Here is a 16477-nt window from a genome sequence, read left to right as displayed (position 1 = left end):
GCCATTGGACCGCTAGCGGGGCTGGCCGGGGTCGATGGGCGCCGCCGGGATGCTGCGGTCGATGACCTCGGACAGCCGCTGGATCGGCGTCGGGCCCGATCCGGTCGGCAGCGTCAGCGCCACATAGACGCCGCGGTCCACCGCATACCAGGTGGATCTGCCCGCGTCGCCGGCGGATTGCTGTTCGGAACGCACCTGGAACCACTGCACCCGATCGACGACCTGGAGCGGGGACCCGAGGACGAACTCGGCCGGGCGGTCCAGCCCGCAGCGCAGCACCACCGGGTCGCTGTCCGGCCCGCTCCGCCAGGCGGCGGCGCCCTGCGGGGCGGGCTGCTCGAGGGGCGCGCGCTGGTAGTCCCCGAGCCGCTGCGGCAGCGCGCCCATCAGCGCCCGGCATGCGGCGCCGTCGGCCTGCGGCGCGGGGACCGCGGGCAGCGCAACCGAACGCGGGGGCGCCTCGCGGCTTGCGGCGATGGCCAGGATCACGCCGATCGTCGCGACGGCCAGCGCGATCGCGACGATGATCAGCGCACGCGACGGGCCGCCGTCGGCGTCCGATTCGGTTGCCACCGCCCGCGCACCTCCTGTTCTGCTAACCACTATCGCCCGCGGCTACCCGGGTGCCAATCTATTCCGGGCCGAAACGGGCCCGGGTGGACCAGGTTCGGTCCGGCGGCGGTCCGAGCTGTGGTAGGAGCCCTATCGTGGGTGGCGTGCAAGACCAATCGGGCGAGTCCGCGTCGCTGCAGCAACTCGGTGAGTTCGCCGTGATCGATCGCCTGGTGCGGGATCGCACGCAGCCGGCCGCGGTCCTGCTCGGGCCCGGTGACGATGCGGCGCTGGTGGCGTCCACCAACGGACGCACCCTGGTGTCGACCGACATGCTCGTGCAGGATCGGCACTTCCGGCTGGACTGGTCGACGCCGTACGACATCGGTCGCAAAGCGATCGCCCAGAACGCCGCGGACATCGAGGCGATGGGCGGGCGGCCGACGGCCTTCGTGGTCGCCTTCGGCGCGCCCGGGGACACGCCGGCGGCGAAGGTGGACGCGCTGGTCGACGGGATGTGGGACGAGGCGCAGCGGGTCGAGGCCGGTATCGCCGGCGGTGACCTGGTGCACTGCCCGCAGTGGGTCATCTCGGTGACCGTGCTGGGCGATCCGGACGGGCGCGCACCGGTGCGGCGGTCGGGCGCCAAGCCTGGTGCGCTGATCGCCGTCGCCGGGGAGCTGGGTCGCTCCGCGGCAGGCTTTGCCTTGTGGCACAACAAGATTGATGGTTTCGATGAGCTGCGGCGCCGGCATCTGGTGCCGCGTCCACCCTACGGCCAGGGAGCCGTGGCGGCGGCCGGGGGTGCGCAGGCGATGATCGACGTTTCCGACGGCCTGATCGCAGACCTGCGTCATGTTGCCGAGGCGTCCGGGGTGGGCATGGATTTGTCCACGGCGGCGCTGGCCGCGGAACGCGATGCGCTCGCCGCCGCCGCCGCCGCGGTGGGTGCCGATCCCTGGCACTGGGTGCTGGGTGGCGGCGAGGATCATGCCCTGGTGGCGTGTTTCGCCGGTCCAGCGCCGGCCGGATGGCGCATCATCGGGCGGGTTCTCGACGGTCCGGCCCGGGTGCTCGTCGACGATCAGGAGTGGAAAGGCTACGCCGGCTGGCAGTCGTATTAGGGTGACGCGGTGACCGTTTACGCGATCGCCACGAGCCGATGATGACCGCGCGTCCGCTGGGTGAACTGGTCGAGGCGGGCTGGGCCACCGCGCTGAAGCCGGTGGCCGACCGGGTGGCCGAGATGGGGCAATTCCTTCGGGCCGAGATCGCCGCCGGACGCCAGTATTTGCCGGCCGGACCGAATGTATTGCGCGCCTTCACCTATCCCTTCGACGACGTCAGGGTGCTGATCGTCGGGCAGGACCCTTACCCGACGCCCGGCCACGCTGTGGGCCTGAGCTTCTCGGTGGCGCCCGAGGTGCGGCCAGTGCCGCGCAGTCTGGCCAACATCTTTCAGGAGTACACCGCGGACCTGGGCCATCCACAGCCCTCGTGCGGCGACCTGACCCCGTGGGCGCAGCGCGGCGTGCTGCTGCTGAACAGGGTGCTCACGGTGCGCCCCAGTAACCCCGCTTCGCACCGCGGCAAGGGGTGGGAGGCGGTGACCGAATGCGCTATCCGCGCGCTGACGGAGCGGTCGCGTCCCCTGGTGGCGATTCTGTGGGGTCGTGATGCATCGACACTCAAACCGATTCTCGCCCAAGGTAATTGCGTCGCTATCGAGTCGCCGCATCCGTCGCCGCTGTCGGCCTCGCGCGGGTTCTTCGGTTCGCGCCCGTTCAGCCGCGCCAACGAACTGCTGACCGGGATGGGCGCCGAGGCGATCGATTGGCGGCTGCCGTGACCGAGATGACCGCGCTGCGGGCGCACCGGCGGGGCGGCCCCGAGCAGCTGGTGCTCGAACGCGCCCCGGTGCCGGTGCCGGCCGCCGGTGAAGTCTTGGTGGCCGTCCACGCGGCCGGGATCACCTTCGACGAGCTGACCTGGGAGGAGACCTGGACCCGAGATGGGGCCAGCCGCCTCCCGGTGATCCCCTCACACGAGGTGTCGGGCGTAGTTCAAGAGGTTGCCGCCGACGTCACGGATTTCGCGCCCGGCGCCGAGGTGTATGGGTTGATCGGGTTCGACCGCGACGGTGCGGCGGCCGATTTCGTCGCCGTACCCGCGGCCGACCTGGCCACCAAGCCGGCGACCGTTTCGCACGCCGTCGCCGCCGCGCTGCCGCTGGCCGGCCTGACCGCCCTGCAGGCTCTGGTCGATCATGCCGCCGTGCAACCGGGCGAGACCGTGCTGGTGCATGGAGGTGCCGGGGGAGTGGGCCTGTTGACGGTGCAGTTGGCCGCGCTGCTGGGTGCGCGGGTGACCGCAACGGTGCGCAGTGACACCGCCAATCTGCTGCGTGGGTGCGGCGCGCAGCGGGTGATCGACGTGCGCAGCGAGGCATTCGACGAAACCGGTGCCGGCTACGACGTCGTCATCGACACGGTCGGCGGTCAGACGCTGCAGCGCTCGTTCGGCGTGCTGCACGCGGGAGGCCGCCTGGTTACTTTGTCGGCACCGCCGCCGGACGGCAGGGCCGACGAGTTCGACGTCACCGCAACGTTTTTCATCGTCACGCCGAATCGCGAACAGCTCGACGAACTCGCCGCGCTGGTCGACAGCGACCGGTTGCACGTCGCGATCGCCCAGACGTTCGGCCTCGAGGACGGCCGGGAAGCGTATGAAAGCCGCGACAGCGGCAGGCGCGCAGGCAAGACGGTCCTCATCGTGCGGGACTGACCGTTCTTCTGCCTAAGCCCCACAGTCGGCCGGCAAGACCCACTAGTCCGCGAAATTGACGTCCTTCGTGACGGCCTTCCACTCTTCGATCGACGCCGACATCGCAGTGATCTTGTCGCGCATCGCCTTCAGCACATCACGGCCCAGTAGCAGCCGCAGTGGCGGTTCGTCGAGCGTGGTCACCATCAGCACCGCCTCAGCGACCTTCTTCGGATCGCCGGGCAGTTGGTCGGCGAACTGCTTGATCAGGTCCTTGCGCGCCGCCACGTCGGCGTAGTCGGAGATCGGGCTGCCCGACTCCTTCATCGACCGCGTCGCCCAGTCGGTGCGGAACGCGCCCGGCTCGATGGCGGTCACCTTGATGCCCAGCGGGCGTACCTCGGCGGCGAGGGCCTCGGTCACCGCCTCCAGCGCGAATTTGGTCGACGAGTAGTAGGCGTTCGGGGGGTTCGCCACCAGGCCGGTCATCGAGGAGATGTTGATGATGTGCCCCGACCGGCGGGCGCGCATGGCCGGCAGCACCGCCTTGATCATGTCGACGGCACCGAAGTAGTTCACGTCGAACAGCTTTCTCACCTCAGCGTCCTCGCCCTCTTCCACCGAGGACAGGTAACCGTGACCGGCGTTGTTGACCAGGACGTCGATTCCGCCGAACGCCGTGTCGGCCACCGACACCGCCGCCGCGATCTGGCCGGCGTCGGTCACGTCGAGTGCCGTTGCCACGGCCCGGTCCCCGAAGTCGTCGACGATGTCGGCCACCGCCTCGGCCCGCCGCGCGGTCACCACCACGCTGTGGCCGGCTTGTAGTGCGACGCGAGCGATTTCGCGACCAAAGCCGGTGGAGCAGCCCGTGATCAGCCAGCGTGACATCGTCAGATCGTCCCTTCCGGCAGACGGCGCAGATAGGCCTTGCGTCGCTCGGCCAACTCGGTGGCGCGCCGCTGCTCGCTCACCCGCGGCAGGTGCGGCACCTCGGCGTCGAGCCGGTCCAGCTTGACCACCCGGCCGCGCGCGCCCAGGTTTTCCCGCGGGCCGCCCGCACCGAACTCCGCCATCCGCAGGGTCAGGATGGCCTCCCGCAGGCCGTCGGAGTCGATCCAGTTCGCCACGCCGGGGTCGACGGGCGAGATCACATAGGTGTATGAGCCGTCCTCGTTGGCCACCGATTGTGCCTTGTTGAGGCTGCCGGTGCGGTCGACGAGATCGAGCGTGGTGCCCCAGATGTTGCTCAGCGGCACCGTGAAGTATTCGGCGCCGCCGTCATTCAGGTCGACGACGAACGCCTCGTCAGGGGCGAGGTCGAACCGGCCCATCACGTAGACCTGGTTGCGCATCGCCCCGACCTTGTCGGCCGACCAGGCCAGGTTGAAGTGGTTGGCCGGCATCTTGTAGACGCCGTGGCTGAGCTTGCCGGTGAAGTTGGCGAAATAATCCATCATCGCCGCCGTGGCCGCCGCCTGCTCGTCGAGTGTGCGCGCCGGGGTGGCCGGCGGGCCGCCGAGTCGTTGCACCTCAATGTGATTGGGGTCGTCACGGCTCCAGTCCAGTAGCACGTCACGGATGTAGAACTCGTGGGCTTCCGGCGAGGTCTGCACGTGGTTCGGCCGGCCGTTGGCGGGTTCGGGGTCGACGGTGATCGTGTAGCTGCCGTCGGAGTCGACCTGCATGGTGCGGCCGTTGAGCACGGCGACGGTGCCCATGTGGGCGTCCCACAGCGTGAAGTAGTTCTCGGTCATCCGGTGCTCGCCGACCCGGCCGCGGATCTCGTAGCGCTGGTCGCCCGAGATCGGGATCACCCGGTACACGCTGTCGGGATTGTCGATGCCCCACCGCGATCCGGGAACGTTGCGGCCGTCCACCGGGTGTGCGAGCCGGGTGATGCAGCTGACCTTCGGCCTCAACTTGTCCTGATTCGACGACCAGATCGCCGCCGAGAACATCACCTCGGCGAACGCGTCGTCGAACCGTTCGCGCATCGCGTCCGACGCCTTGGCGCGACCGAGCCAGGTCTCGGCGACCGCGCGGTAGGCGGCCTTGACGTCCGCGTGCTCGATCAGGTCGAGGGCGGCCAGCTCCTGTTCGTGTTGGGACGCCGTCGCGACCGGATGATCGGCCATGTGCTGTTCCTCCGACGTGTTGTCTAAAACGCTTGTTGCACAACGTGATCGGTCGTCTACCCACTCGGGACGCGGGCCGTCGGCGGACCCTCGGACGCGCACGCCGATGCCACGGCTCAGAACTTCAGATGCTGGCTGACGTCGCCGACCTGGTCGACGAACATGGTCCGGCTGTCGAAGCACCAGGCCCCGTCCACCCGGTGAAAGGTGTCCTTGTAGTGCCCGGTCACGATGACCTGCAGCGGCAGTTCGGCGGTGGCTTGCGTGACGCAATAGTAGGACGTGCTGTGCGCGGTCCCGGCCGCCTCGTCGATGTAGAGCTGCACGTTGGTCGTGTTGTGTTTGGTCTTGGGGGTGCCGTCCTCGTAAATCCGGGTGGCCATGTCATACATCTCGCGCACCCGGGCCGAACCGGCGAACACCGTCTCCGGTGGGCCATCCTCGACCCCGCAAATGCGGCCGTGCTCAAACAGCCCGGCCACCCCGTCCAGGTCGCCGCCGTCCAGAAGCTGCGCATAGGTGTAGATGAGGTTGGTGATCTCAGTGGCGCTGTCAGTCATCGTCGAACCGCCTCGGGGGTCTTCCGCTGTGTTCCGCACCAATGTTGGCAGAACCGGTCCAACTTACATAGAACCGACCATTACTCTTAGTCGCCGTGACCCCACCCTGGACGCCGAGCCGGCTCGGCAACCTCACCGGCAAACGCGTGATCGTGACCGGAGCGACCAACGGCGTCGGGCTCGGCACCGCGCGGGCGCTCGCCAAAGCCGGTGCGCACGTGATCCTGGCCGTGCGCAACACCGAGCTCGGCGAGCAACGCGCCGCCGAGATTGCAGCAATGGGCGGCCGCCGGACATCTGTGATCAAGCTCGACCTGGCCGACCTGTCCTCGGTGCGGACCTTTGCGGGCCTGATCGACGAGCCGGTGGACATTTTGGTCAACAACGCCGGGGCCCTGACCGACCGGCGCACCGAGACCGTCGACGGCTTCGAGATGACGCTCGGCACCAACCTGCTCGGACCGTTCGCCCTGACCAACTTGTTGCTGGGAAAGGTCCGTTCGCAGATCATCAACGTCGGCTCCGACGCGCACCGGTCGGCGACGCTGCGTCTCGACGACCTCCACCTGCGCCGGCATAAGTGGACGAGGTTGGGCGCCTACGCGCAGTCGAAGCTCGCGGTCATGCTCTGGGGGCTGGAGCTGGACCGCCGGCTGCGGGCGGCCGGATCGCCGATCGTCACGCAGCTCACCCACCCGGGCTGGGTGGCCTCGAACCTGTCGAACCTGGGCGACTCGCCGCTGATGTCGCTGGCCCACAAGGGGGTCAAGGTAGTGGCCGACCGGCTGGCCAACGACATCGACGAGGGTGCGGCGCCGACCCTGTACTGCATCAGCGAGCCGATTCCGCCGGGCAGCTACGTCGGGGTCAGCGGCAGGTTCGGGCTGCGCGGCGGCCCGGTGCTGATCGGCCGCACGCCGCTGGCGTGCGATTACGACACGGCCGCGCGGCTGGTGGCCTTCGCCGAACACGAGACCGGCACGACACTGGAGGTCTAGCCATGGGTGAATTGGACAACACGGTTGCCGTCATCACCGGCGCCGCGCGCGGACAGGGCCGCAGCCACGCCGTCGCGCTGGCCGAGCAGGGCGCCGACATCATCGCCGTCGACATCTGCGCCGATCTGGAGGCGATCCCCTACGCGCTGGGCACCGAATCCGAGCTCGCCGAGACCGTGCAGCTGGTCCGGGCTGCCGGCCGCAAAGCGGTGCCGGTGGCCGCGGATGTCCGCGACCTCAAGGCGCTGCAGGCCGGGGTGACGGCCGGCGTCGACGAACTCGGCGATGTCGACGTCGTCGTCGCCAATGCCGGGGTGGTGGCGATCGGGGTCACCGAACCCGAGTCCGAACCGGTGTTCAACACAATCGTCGACACCAACCTCAAGGGCGTATGGCACACGCTGCTGGCGACGGTCCCCTCGATCGTGCGCAAGGGCCGGGGCGGCTCGGTGGTGCTGGTCAGCTCGTCGCAGGGCCTGACCGGTCGCGGCGGCGACGGCAGCGCGGCGATGTTCGCCTACGCCGCGTCCAAACACGGGGTGGTGGGACTGATGCGCTCGGCGGCGAATGCCTATGCGCCGCACAAGATTCGGGTCAATTCGATCCACCCGAGCGGTGTCGCGACGCCGATGATCCTGAACGATTTCGTGGTGAACCGGATGCTGGAGAATCCCAACCCGGCCCTGTCGCAGACGCTGCTACCCGATGTGCCGCTGGTCGAGGCGCAAGACGTCACCGAAGCGGTGCTCTGGCTTGCCGGTCCGCGGTCGCGCTACATCACCGGGGCGGCGATACCGGTGGACGCCGGCCACGTCGTGATGTGAACGATGGCTAGTCCCGATGGCGGCGAGCCGCTTCGCCCGGCTACGCCGCGCTCGCGATCGCCGCTAGCCGCGGACGACCTTGCCCGCCTTGATGCAGGACGTGCACACGTTCAGCCGCTGCTTGTTGGCGCCCGGACGGGCGACGACGTGCACGGTCTGGACGTTGGGGTTCCACCGGCGGCTGGTGCGGCGGTGGGAGTGCGACACCGACTTGCCGAAGCCGGGGCCTTTCCCGCAGATGTCGCACACAGCGGCCATTGTTCAAGCTCCTCAAATCTCGGGGGTCCGGCGATACGGCCGGGACAGCCCGGGTTCGCCCGGGCCCAATCAGGATACCGACTGCCGTGGCAACCACCAAAACGGTCACCGGCTGACCGTCGGCGTACATCCAAGCCGCGCCGCGGTCGACTGTGCGCCAGTACCTTCGCAACTCTAAACATGCAGTCGATCACAGTTCGGCCTGCTCGGGCGCATCGTCGGTAGGCTGGCGGCGCCGCCGATGGTCGGTGTGGTCCCGTGTCAGGCGTGGACGGCGCGCCGGCCGTGGCTGAAGTTCTTCTTCCCGGTGGTGCCGGCCCCCGCGGAGCTGCGGATGAGGCTGGGAAGCATTATCGGCAGGCTTTTGAGGGGAGTGCGCGGGTTGGTTGCGCGCGCCGAAAACCCCGCTGGTTCCGCCTGCGTCGAAAACCGACGCGGCTGGCCGGCGGGCGTACGACGGTTGGCATCGCGGTTGCGCCGCGTCGCGGCGGCATATCTGGTGGTGACGGCGCTCGGCACCTCGGGTAACAGCACCGCCAGCGCCTTCGGGCCGGGCCCGAAAGCGTCGTGGACCGGCCGAGCCGGTGCCGCAGCGTCTTGGTGGCAGCCCGATGGTCGTCGTGCGGTGGTGCACGAGGTTGCCGCCGCCCCACGTGGGATAGGCCTGCAGCAGGTGGCATTCGACGGTCGGGGCGCGTGGCCGGACGGACCGGAGGCTGTCCGCGGCTACCTGGAAGAGGCGCTGACGCGGATAGGCATAACCGAGGCGCCGGCCCGCGACCACTGGATCGAGGGAATGATGACCATCGCCGATCACGAGGCTCAGTTCCACTCGAATGCCATCAACCTGTCGGACAGCAACGCCTACGGGCCGACCCAGCCCGACGGTGGCCCGCTGCACGCGACCCGCGGCCCGTGGCAGATGATGCCGGATACCTTCGCGGCTTTTCACCAGCCCGGAACGTCGAACTCGGCATGGGATCCGGTGGCTGCCGCGTGTGCGTCGATCAACTATCAGATGAGCCGCTACGGGGTGAACCGGGACGGCAGCAATCAGCGCATGCTGGTGGGACAGGCCAATCCCGGTATCCGGCAGGGCTATTAAGCGCTCCCGCGGTTTATCCTTGCGACGGTGAATGGCGTCGAGGACCACCTCGATCAGATGGATCTGATGCTCGCCGCTCAGGCTTTCGCAACGGCGCCGAGCAACTGAACGCGGCGACTCCATCGCACGGCTACGCTGGCGCCCACCCCGGAATTGGTGCGGAGGAGGTGGGTCACCCTGGGCACTGCTGATACGTCGCAGGATCGTCTCTTGGACGCGATCACCCTGCGCGACTGGGCGCACACCGCCGTCAGCGACCTGATCACGCACATCGACGAGATCAACCGGCTCAACGTCTTCCCCGTCGCCGACTCCGACACCGGTGCGAACATGCTGTTCACCATGCGGTCCGCCCTGGCCGAGGCGAAGGTGGGCGCCGGCGCCGAGCGTGGCTCAACCTGCGCCGCCCGGACCGCGGCGGCGCTGTCCGCCGGCGCCCTGAACGGCGCCCGCGGCAACTCCGGGGTGATTCTGTCGCAGATCCTGCGGGGCGTCGCCGACGTCACCGCGGCCGCAGCGGCCGACGCCGGTGGCGAGCTGCTTCACATCGATGTCGCCGTCCTCGGTGCCGCGCTGCAGCGCGGCGTGGAGCTGGTGATCAGCTCGATGGGCGGTGAAGAGATCCCCGGGACCATCGTCTCGGTCCTGCGTGCGGCGGCGAACGCGGTGGCGCAGTGCGCCGAGGCCGGGGACGGGCTGGTGCCGGCAGTCATCGCCGCCGGTGACGCGGCGGTGGTCGCGCTGGAGAAGACGCCCGAACAACTCGACGTGCTCGCCGACGCCGGTGCCGTGGACGCCGGCGGCCGCGGTCTGCTGGTCCTGCTGGACGCGTTGCGGTCCACCATCACCGGGCAGGCGCCGGCCCGCACGGTATACGAGCTGTCGCCGCGAGCGCTGCAGGGCGAGGCGTCCGCGCCGCGCCCGGCACCCCAATTCGAGGTGATGTACCGGCTGGACGACTGCGAGTCCGCGGCGGCGGACACGCTGCGTGACCGCCTGGCCGAGCTGGGTGACTCGGTGGGCATCGCGTCGGCGCCGTCGTCGGAGCAGCGCACCTATTCCGTTCACGTGCACACCGATGACGCCGGCGCGGCGGTGGAGGCGGGGCTGGCGGCCGGGCGGCTCAGCCGGATCGTCATCTCGGTGTTGAGCTCCGGCACCCCCGGGCTGCCCGCCGGGGGCTGGACGCGGGAACGCGCGGTACTGGCGGTGGTCGACGGCGACGGCGCGGCCGACCTGTTCGCCGGCGAGGGTGCCTGCGTGCTGCAGCGCGACCCGGATCCCGCCACCAACATCAGCGCGCACCAGCTGATGCGGGCCGTCGTCGACACCGGCGCCGCCCAGGTGATGGTGCTGCCCAACGGCTATGTCGCGGCCGAGGAGCTGGTGGCCGGATGCACCGCGGCCATCGGCTGGGGGATCGACGTGGTGCCGATCCCGACCGGGTCGATGGTGCAGGGGCTGGCCGCGCTGGCCGTGCACGAAACCGACCGGCAGGCGGTGGACGACGGCTACACGATGGCCCGCGCCGCCGGCGCGGCGCGGCACGGCTCGGTGCGCATCGCCACCGAAAGCGCGTTGACCTGGGCGGGTCGCTGCCGCCCGGGCGACGGTTTGGGCATCGCGGGCGACGAGGTGCTGATCGTGGCCGCCGACGCCGTCGGGGCGGCGATCGGTCTGCTCGATCTGCTGCTGGCGTCCGGCGGCGACCTGGTGACGGTGCTGATCGGCGCGGCCATCGACACCGACGGCGACGCGGGCGCCGTCGTCGACATCCTGGAAGAGCACATGCACGATCACCACCCCGGGACCGAACTGGTCACTTACCGCACCGGCCACCACGGCGACGCGCTGCTGATCGGGGTCGAGTAGCAATGGTGTCGCTGAGCGACCGGCTGGACTTCGTCGTGGGCGCCAAGGCCGCCGACCCGCTCGACGAGGTGTTCGGCATCCGGACCGTCGACGACCTGCTCCGCCACTATCCGCGCAGCTACACCGAGGGCGCGACGCGGTGGGAAGCCGACGGCAGGCGACCCGAAACCGGCGAGCACATCACCATCATCGACACCATCGCCGAAACCAAGACCTTCCCGATGAAGAAGACCCCGAAGAAGTTGTGCCACCGCATCACCCTCGGCGCCGGGCGGAGCAAGGTGACTGCGACGTTCTTCAACGCGAATTACCTGAAGAAGGACCTGACCACGGGCACCAAGGTGATGCTTTCGGGCGAGGTCGGATTTTTCAACAACGTGATGCAGCTGACGCATCCGGCATTCCTCATCCTCGACTCCCCGGATGGACGCAACCGCGGCACCCGATCTCTGAAGAACATCGCCAACGCCTCGGGCGCCACCAGCGGCGAAGAAGTGCTGGACGCCTACGAACGCCATTTCTTCCCGATCTATCCGGCCAGCACGAAAATACAGAGCTGGGACATCTTTTCGTGTGTGCGCCAGGTGCTCGACGTGCTCGACCCGGTGCCGGATCCCCTGCCCGAGGAGCTGCGCGACAGACTCGGCCTGGTCGCCGAGGACGCGGCGTTGCGCGACATCCATCTCGCCGAAAGCGAGCCGCGACGGCAGCGCGCCCGGGAGCGGCTGACCTTCGACGAGGCCGTCGGCCTGCAGTGGGCGCTGGTGGCCCGCCGCCACGGTGAACTGTCCGAGTCGGGGCCGCCCGCGCCGCCCCGTGCCGACGGTCTGGCCGCAGAACTGTTGGGGCGCTTGCCCTTCGAGTTGACCGCCGGGCAGCGGGAAGTGCTCGGGGTGCTGTCCGACGGGCTCGCGGCGACCCGCCCGCTGAATCGCCTGCTGCAGGGCGAGGTCGGCTCGGGTAAGACGATCGTCTCGGTGCTGGCGATGCTGCAGATGGTCGACGCCGGATATCAGTGCGCGCTGTTGGCTCCGACGGAAGTGCTTGCGGCGCAACACCTCCGATCGATTCGCGACGTGCTCGGCCCCCTGGCGATGGCGGGCCAGCTCGGTGGTGCCGACAACGGCACCCGGCTGGCGCTGCTGACCGGTTCGATGACCGCCGCGCAGAAGAAACAGGTCCGCGCGGAGATCGCCGGCGGCGAGGTCGGCATCGTCGTCGGCACGCACGCCCTGCTACAGGACGCGGTGGAATTCGACAACCTGGGCATGGTGGTGGTCGACGAACAGCACCGCTTCGGTGTCGAGCAGCGAGATCAGTTGCGGGCCAAGGCCCGTCCCGGGGTGACACCGCATCTGCTGGTGATGACGGCGACGCCGATACCGCGCACCGTCGCGCTCACCGTGTACGGGGACCTGGAAACCTCGACGCTGCGCGAACTTCCGCGCGGCCGCCAACCGATCACCAGCAACGTCATCTTCGTCAAGGACAAGCCCGCATGGCTGGGCCGGGCCTGGCAGCGCATCACCGAAGAGGTCGCAGCCGGACGCCAGGCGTACGTGGTGGCGCCGCGCATCGACGAGAACGACGACCCCGGGGATCAGGAGCAGAACGCCAAGGCCCCCGAAACCGCCGAGGGGCTGTACGCCCGGCTGCGCTCCGGCGAGCTGGCGAACCTGCGGCTGGGCCTGATGCACGGGCGATTGTCGGCCGAGGAGAAGGACGCCGCGATGGCGGCCTTTCGGGCCGGCGACATCGATGTGCTGGTGTGCACCACCGTCATCGAGGTGGGCGTCGACGTCCCCAACGCCACCGTCATGCTGGTGATGGACGCCGACCGATTCGGGATCAGTCAGTTGCACCAGCTGCGCGGCCGGATCGGTCGCGGCAAGCATCCGAGCCTGTGCCTGTTCGCGAGCTGGTCCGCGCCGGGATCGCCGGCCGGCCGGCGGCTGAGCGCGGTGGCCGGGACGCTGGACGGCTTCGCCCTGGCCGACCTCGACCTCAAGGAGCGCAAGGAGGGAGATGTGTTGGGCCGCAACCAGTCCGGCAGGGCGATCACGCTGCGGCTGTTGTCCCTGGCGGACCATCAGGAGTTCATCGAGGCGGCCCGGGACTTCTGCGAGCGGGCCTACGCCGACGACCGCTCCAATCCCGGGCTGGCCGTGCTCGCCGCACGATTCACCGACACCGACCGCATCGAATACCTGGACAAGTCATGACCGCCGGCGACGCTGCAGACCTCAGCGACGAGAAGGAGCGGCGCGGGTGAACCGCAAGGTGCTGCTGTGGCTGGCCGCCGCGGCGGCGCTCACCCTGCTGGTGGCCTACCAGACGGTGGGCTCCACGACCGCCAGGCATTCGGCCGAATACGCCGCGCGCGCCGACGTTCCGACGGTGCAGCCCGGCACCGACGTGCTCGCGGGCGTCGCCGTCATACCCCTGCGTCAGCACCGCTACGACTACCTGCGGTCGGCCTTCGGTGACGCCTGGGACGACGACAACGACGCCCCGATGGGGCACAACGGATGTGACACCCGCGATGACATCCTCAACCGCGATCTGGTCGACAAGACCTACGTGTCGATCAAGCGGTGCCCGGACGCCGTGGCCACCGGCACGCTGCACGACCCGTACACCAACAAGACCATCGCCTTCCAGCGCGGCCCCAAGGTCGGCGAATCGGTTCAGATCGATCACATCGTTCCGCTCGCCTACGCCTGGGACATGGGCGCCTACGGCTGGCCCGCCCCCGAACGGCGGCGGTTCGCCAACGATCCGGCCAACCTCCTGGCCGTCGACGGGCAGGCCAATCAGGACAAGGGCGATTCGCCGCCGGCGCAATGGATGCCACCGAACGCGGCGTTCGCCTGCCAGTACGCCATGCAGTTCATCGCGGTGCTGCGCGGTTACTCGCTGCCGGTCGACCAGGCCTCGACCGGCGTGCTGCGTCAGGCCGCGACGACCTGCCCGACTGGGTAGTGGTCGGCAACCCGCGGCTATGAGCCCGTGTAGGTCTCCGGGTCCGGGCGCAGCCGGGTGCCGTCGTTGAGCGCGTTGATCGCATCCATGTGCTCGTCGGCCAGCACAAAGTCGAACACGTCCAAGTCCGACGAGATGTGCTCGGCGTTGGCCGACCGGAAGACGACCGCGTTGCCCAGCTGCAGGTTCCACCGCAGCAACACCTGCGAGGCGGTCTTGCCGTATTCGGCGGCGACCGAATTCACCGTCGGGTTGTCGTTCAGCTTGCCCAGCGCCAGCGGCGTGTAGGACTGGGTGAGCACGTTGTGCTCGGCGTTGGTCTTGCGCAGCGCTTCCTGGTTGAGCAGCGGGTGCAGCTCGATCTGGTTGATCGCCGGGGTGACGAACGTGAGATCGATGACCGTCGTCAGGTGCTCATCGGTGAAGTTGGAAACGCCGATGGAGCGGGCCTGACCCTCCGCGCGGGACTGGATCATGCCGCCGAACGAGTTCACATAGGTCCCCAGGGCCGGGGCCGGCCAGTGGATCAGGTACAGGTCGACGTAATCCAGGCCGAGGCGCTCCAGGCTGGCGTTGCACGCCTCCATCGCCCCCTTGAAACCCTGGTCGGAAGTGGCCAGCTTGGTGGTGACGAACAGCTCGGCGCGGGGAATCCCGGAGGCGGCGATGGCGCGACCGACGGCGGCCTCATTGCCGTAGGCCGCCGCGGTGTCGATCAGCCGGCAGCCGACTTCGAGCGCCGCCGACACCGCGCGCTCGGTCTCCTCATCCGACAGTTCCGCGACGCCCAGGCCGAGGGCCGGGATCGTGTTTTCGTCGTTGAGAGCAATGGAAGGTACGGCGGAGCCCGACTCGCCAGCCAATTCATTCACCTGCCTGTGAAATTGAAGGTTCGAGATTGTGCACCGAGCCGGATCCCGTCATCGAATTCGAGGCGCTGAGTTCGAATCGAACACGTCGAAGTCGCTCGCCACGATGAAGGCTCACCAACCTGGGGACCACGATATTACCGAGCCGGTAAGCGCAACTAAGCGCGCGGGCCTTTGGTTCGCCCGGGTGCGGTCACTCCGACGATCGATATCGCACAGTTTGGATACCACGTGCAGGGCACGCCGGTACGGCTGCAGTAGCGTGGGTCACGCCGCACTGCCAGGTGTTCGGTGGCCGCAGGGGCAGGCAACGCTCCGAGGCGGCGGGGACCGAATCACCGTTTGCCGGCCAGCGTCAGCACGTGTTGTTTAAGGGGGTTGCCCATGACCAGGCCACTGTCAGGCGCACCGGAACTGGAAGCCGACCGCGCCTCGGTGTCGCTGGCCAGTCGCATCCAGGGCGCCGTCACCAGCGCCGGGGCCAAGGTCATCCCGTGGATCCCGACCGCCATCAGACGAGGGCTGGTCCGCGGCCGCTCGGTCATCATCGACGGCAACACGCTGGATCCGACGTTGCAACTGATGCTGTCCGGACTGCGCGCCGTCGGCATCGACGGGCTGGTCGTCGACGACGACCCGCAGGCGTCGCGCGCTCAGATGCGCGAGTCGACCGTCGGGTTCCCCGGTCCGCAGATCCACGTCGACGTGGACGAGCTGTCGCTGCCGGGCCCGGCCGGCGACATCCCGGCCCGGCACTACCGCCCGGCCGGCGGCGAGGCGGCACCGCTGCTGGTCTTCTACCACGGCGGTGGCTGGTCGATCGGAGATCTGGACACCCACGACGCCCTGTGCCGGCTGACCTGCCGTGACGCCGGTATCCACGTGCTGTCGATCGACTACCGGCTGGCCCCCGAGCACCCGGCGCCGGCCGCGATCGAGGATGCCTACGCGGCCTTCACCTGGGCCTACCAGCACGCCGGCGAGCTGGGCGCGGCGCCCGGACGGGTGGCGGTCGGCGGCGACAGTGCCGGCGGCAACCTCGCCGCCGTCGTCAGCCAGATAGCGCGCGACGAGGGCGCCCCGGCGCCGGTGCTGCAATGGCTGATCTATCCGCGCACCGATTTCACCGCGCAGACCCGGTCGCTGACCCTCTTCTCCCGCGGCTTCCTGCTGACCAAGCGGGACATCGACTGGTTCCAATCGCAGTATCTGCGACATTCGGATCTCGACCGCACCGATCCGCGGGTATCGCCAGCGCTGGCCGAATCGCTGACCGGACTGGCGCCCGCGCTGATCGCCGTCGCCGGCTTCGACCCGCTGCGAGACGAGGGCGAGAGCTACGCCGAGGCATTGCGGGCCGCCGGGGTCGCGGTGGATCTGCGGTACCTGGGTTCGTTGACCCATGGTTTCGCCAACCTGTTCCAGCTGGGCGGTGACAGCATGGTGGCGACCAGTGAACTGATTTCCGCCCTGCGCGCACACCTGAGCCGGGTCTGATTCCCTGAGCCGCCGACGCCGGTAATCTAGAGGCGCTTTGTCCGATCGCTTTGTCCGCA

At 69.1% G+C, this 16477-nt stretch carries 16 protein-coding genes; 10 read left to right on the top strand and 6 right to left on the bottom strand.

The features are described 5' to 3' along the window. Positions 1-12 precede the first annotated feature (12 nt). A complete protein-coding gene (locus tag ACIUM1_RS06705) occupies positions 13-573 on the bottom strand; it encodes a DUF3515 domain-containing protein (RefSeq protein ID WP_406816446.1) in 561 nt (186 codons plus the stop codon). Between the two features lie 134 nt (positions 574-707). Between ACIUM1_RS06705 and ACIUM1_RS06700 the strand changes: the two genes are divergently transcribed. Genes ACIUM1_RS06700 through ACIUM1_RS06690 form a run of 3 tightly spaced genes read left to right on the top strand, consistent with a single transcriptional unit; the run spans position 708 to position 3336 of the window. After that, on the top strand, positions 708-1676 hold the full coding sequence (locus ACIUM1_RS06700; RefSeq protein ID WP_406816445.1) for a thiamine-phosphate kinase: 969 nt from the start codon (positions 708-710) through the stop codon (positions 1674-1676). A gap of 41 nt (positions 1677-1717) precedes the next feature. Beyond that, positions 1718-2401, top strand: coding sequence for a uracil-DNA glycosylase (locus tag ACIUM1_RS06695; protein WP_406816444.1), 684 nt, complete (start codon positions 1718-1720; stop codon positions 2399-2401). Between the two features lie 5 nt (positions 2402-2406). After that, complete coding sequence (locus ACIUM1_RS06690; RefSeq protein WP_406817563.1) at positions 2407-3336, top strand: NADP-dependent oxidoreductase; 930 nt, start codon at positions 2407-2409, stop codon at positions 3334-3336. 42 nt (positions 3337-3378) lie between these two features. Here ACIUM1_RS06690 and ACIUM1_RS06685 read toward each other — a convergent pair whose 3' ends face one another. The 3 genes from ACIUM1_RS06685 to ACIUM1_RS06675 form a co-directional block, all read right to left on the bottom strand. Next, the gene (locus ACIUM1_RS06685; RefSeq protein ID WP_406816443.1) at positions 3379-4206 is read right to left on the bottom strand and encodes an oxidoreductase; all 828 of its coding nucleotides are present in this window, start codon (positions 4204-4206) and stop codon (positions 3379-3381) included. A gap of 2 nt (positions 4207-4208) precedes the next feature. Continuing rightward, a complete protein-coding gene (locus tag ACIUM1_RS06680; RefSeq protein ID WP_406816442.1) occupies positions 4209-5453 on the bottom strand; it encodes a hypothetical protein in 1245 nt (414 codons plus the stop codon). Positions 5454-5569: 116 nt separating this feature from the next. Further along, complete coding sequence (locus ACIUM1_RS06675) at positions 5570-6013, bottom strand: nuclear transport factor 2 family protein (protein ID WP_406816441.1); 444 nt, start codon at positions 6011-6013, stop codon at positions 5570-5572. 95 nt (positions 6014-6108) lie between these two features. Between ACIUM1_RS06675 and ACIUM1_RS06670 the strand changes: the two genes are divergently transcribed. Next, complete coding sequence (locus ACIUM1_RS06670; protein ID WP_406816440.1) at positions 6109-7011, top strand: SDR family NAD(P)-dependent oxidoreductase; 903 nt, start codon at positions 6109-6111, stop codon at positions 7009-7011. A gap of 2 nt (positions 7012-7013) precedes the next feature. Further along, positions 7014-7835, top strand: coding sequence for a mycofactocin-coupled SDR family oxidoreductase (locus ACIUM1_RS06665; RefSeq protein WP_406816439.1), 822 nt, complete (start codon positions 7014-7016; stop codon positions 7833-7835). Positions 7836-7898: 63 nt separating this feature from the next. On the opposite strand, the gene rpmB is transcribed toward ACIUM1_RS06665, so the two are convergent. Further along, entirely contained in the window at positions 7899-8093 is a 195-nt protein-coding gene (gene rpmB, locus ACIUM1_RS06660; RefSeq protein ID WP_406816438.1) for a 50S ribosomal protein L28, read from the bottom strand. A gap of 373 nt (positions 8094-8466) precedes the next feature. Here rpmB and ACIUM1_RS06655 point away from each other — a divergent pair, with 373 nt between their 5' ends. From ACIUM1_RS06655 to ACIUM1_RS06640, 4 genes are all read left to right on the top strand, one after another. Further along, the gene (locus tag ACIUM1_RS06655; protein ID WP_406817562.1) at positions 8467-9198 is read left to right on the top strand and encodes a transglycosylase; all 732 of its coding nucleotides are present in this window, start codon (positions 8467-8469) and stop codon (positions 9196-9198) included. A gap of 177 nt (positions 9199-9375) precedes the next feature. Continuing rightward, positions 9376-11070 carry a DAK2 domain-containing protein gene (locus ACIUM1_RS06650; protein ID WP_406817561.1) on the top strand — a complete coding sequence of 565 codons (1695 nt, stop codon included), beginning with the start codon at positions 9376-9378 and terminating at the stop codon, positions 11068-11070. Between the two features lie 2 nt (positions 11071-11072). Further along, positions 11073-13292 (top strand): ATP-dependent DNA helicase RecG, encoded by a 2220-nt coding sequence (gene recG / locus ACIUM1_RS06645; RefSeq protein WP_406816437.1) that lies wholly within the window; start codon positions 11073-11075, stop codon positions 13290-13292. A 46-nt stretch (positions 13293-13338) separates the two neighbouring features. Then, a complete protein-coding gene (locus tag ACIUM1_RS06640; RefSeq protein WP_406816436.1) occupies positions 13339-14052 on the top strand; it encodes an HNH endonuclease family protein in 714 nt (237 codons plus the stop codon). A 17-nt stretch (positions 14053-14069) separates the two neighbouring features. On the opposite strand, the gene ACIUM1_RS06635 is transcribed toward ACIUM1_RS06640, so the two are convergent. Further along, positions 14070-14915 (bottom strand): aldo/keto reductase, encoded by an 846-nt coding sequence (locus ACIUM1_RS06635; protein ID WP_406816435.1) that lies wholly within the window; start codon positions 14913-14915, stop codon positions 14070-14072. A 390-nt stretch (positions 14916-15305) separates the two neighbouring features. Here ACIUM1_RS06635 and ACIUM1_RS06630 point away from each other — a divergent pair, with 390 nt between their 5' ends. Beyond that, on the top strand, positions 15306-16418 hold the full coding sequence (locus ACIUM1_RS06630) for an alpha/beta hydrolase (protein ID WP_406816434.1): 1113 nt from the start codon (positions 15306-15308) through the stop codon (positions 16416-16418). The last annotated feature ends 59 nt before the right edge of the window (positions 16419-16477 follow it).

It is taken from the genome of Mycobacterium sp. M23085, from assembly GCF_045343915.1.
In the GTDB taxonomy this organism is placed as follows: domain Bacteria; phylum Actinomycetota; class Actinomycetes; order Mycobacteriales; family Mycobacteriaceae; genus Mycobacterium.
Note: the sequence above shows the minus strand (reverse complement) of the source record. Positions and strands in the feature narration are given on the sequence as shown.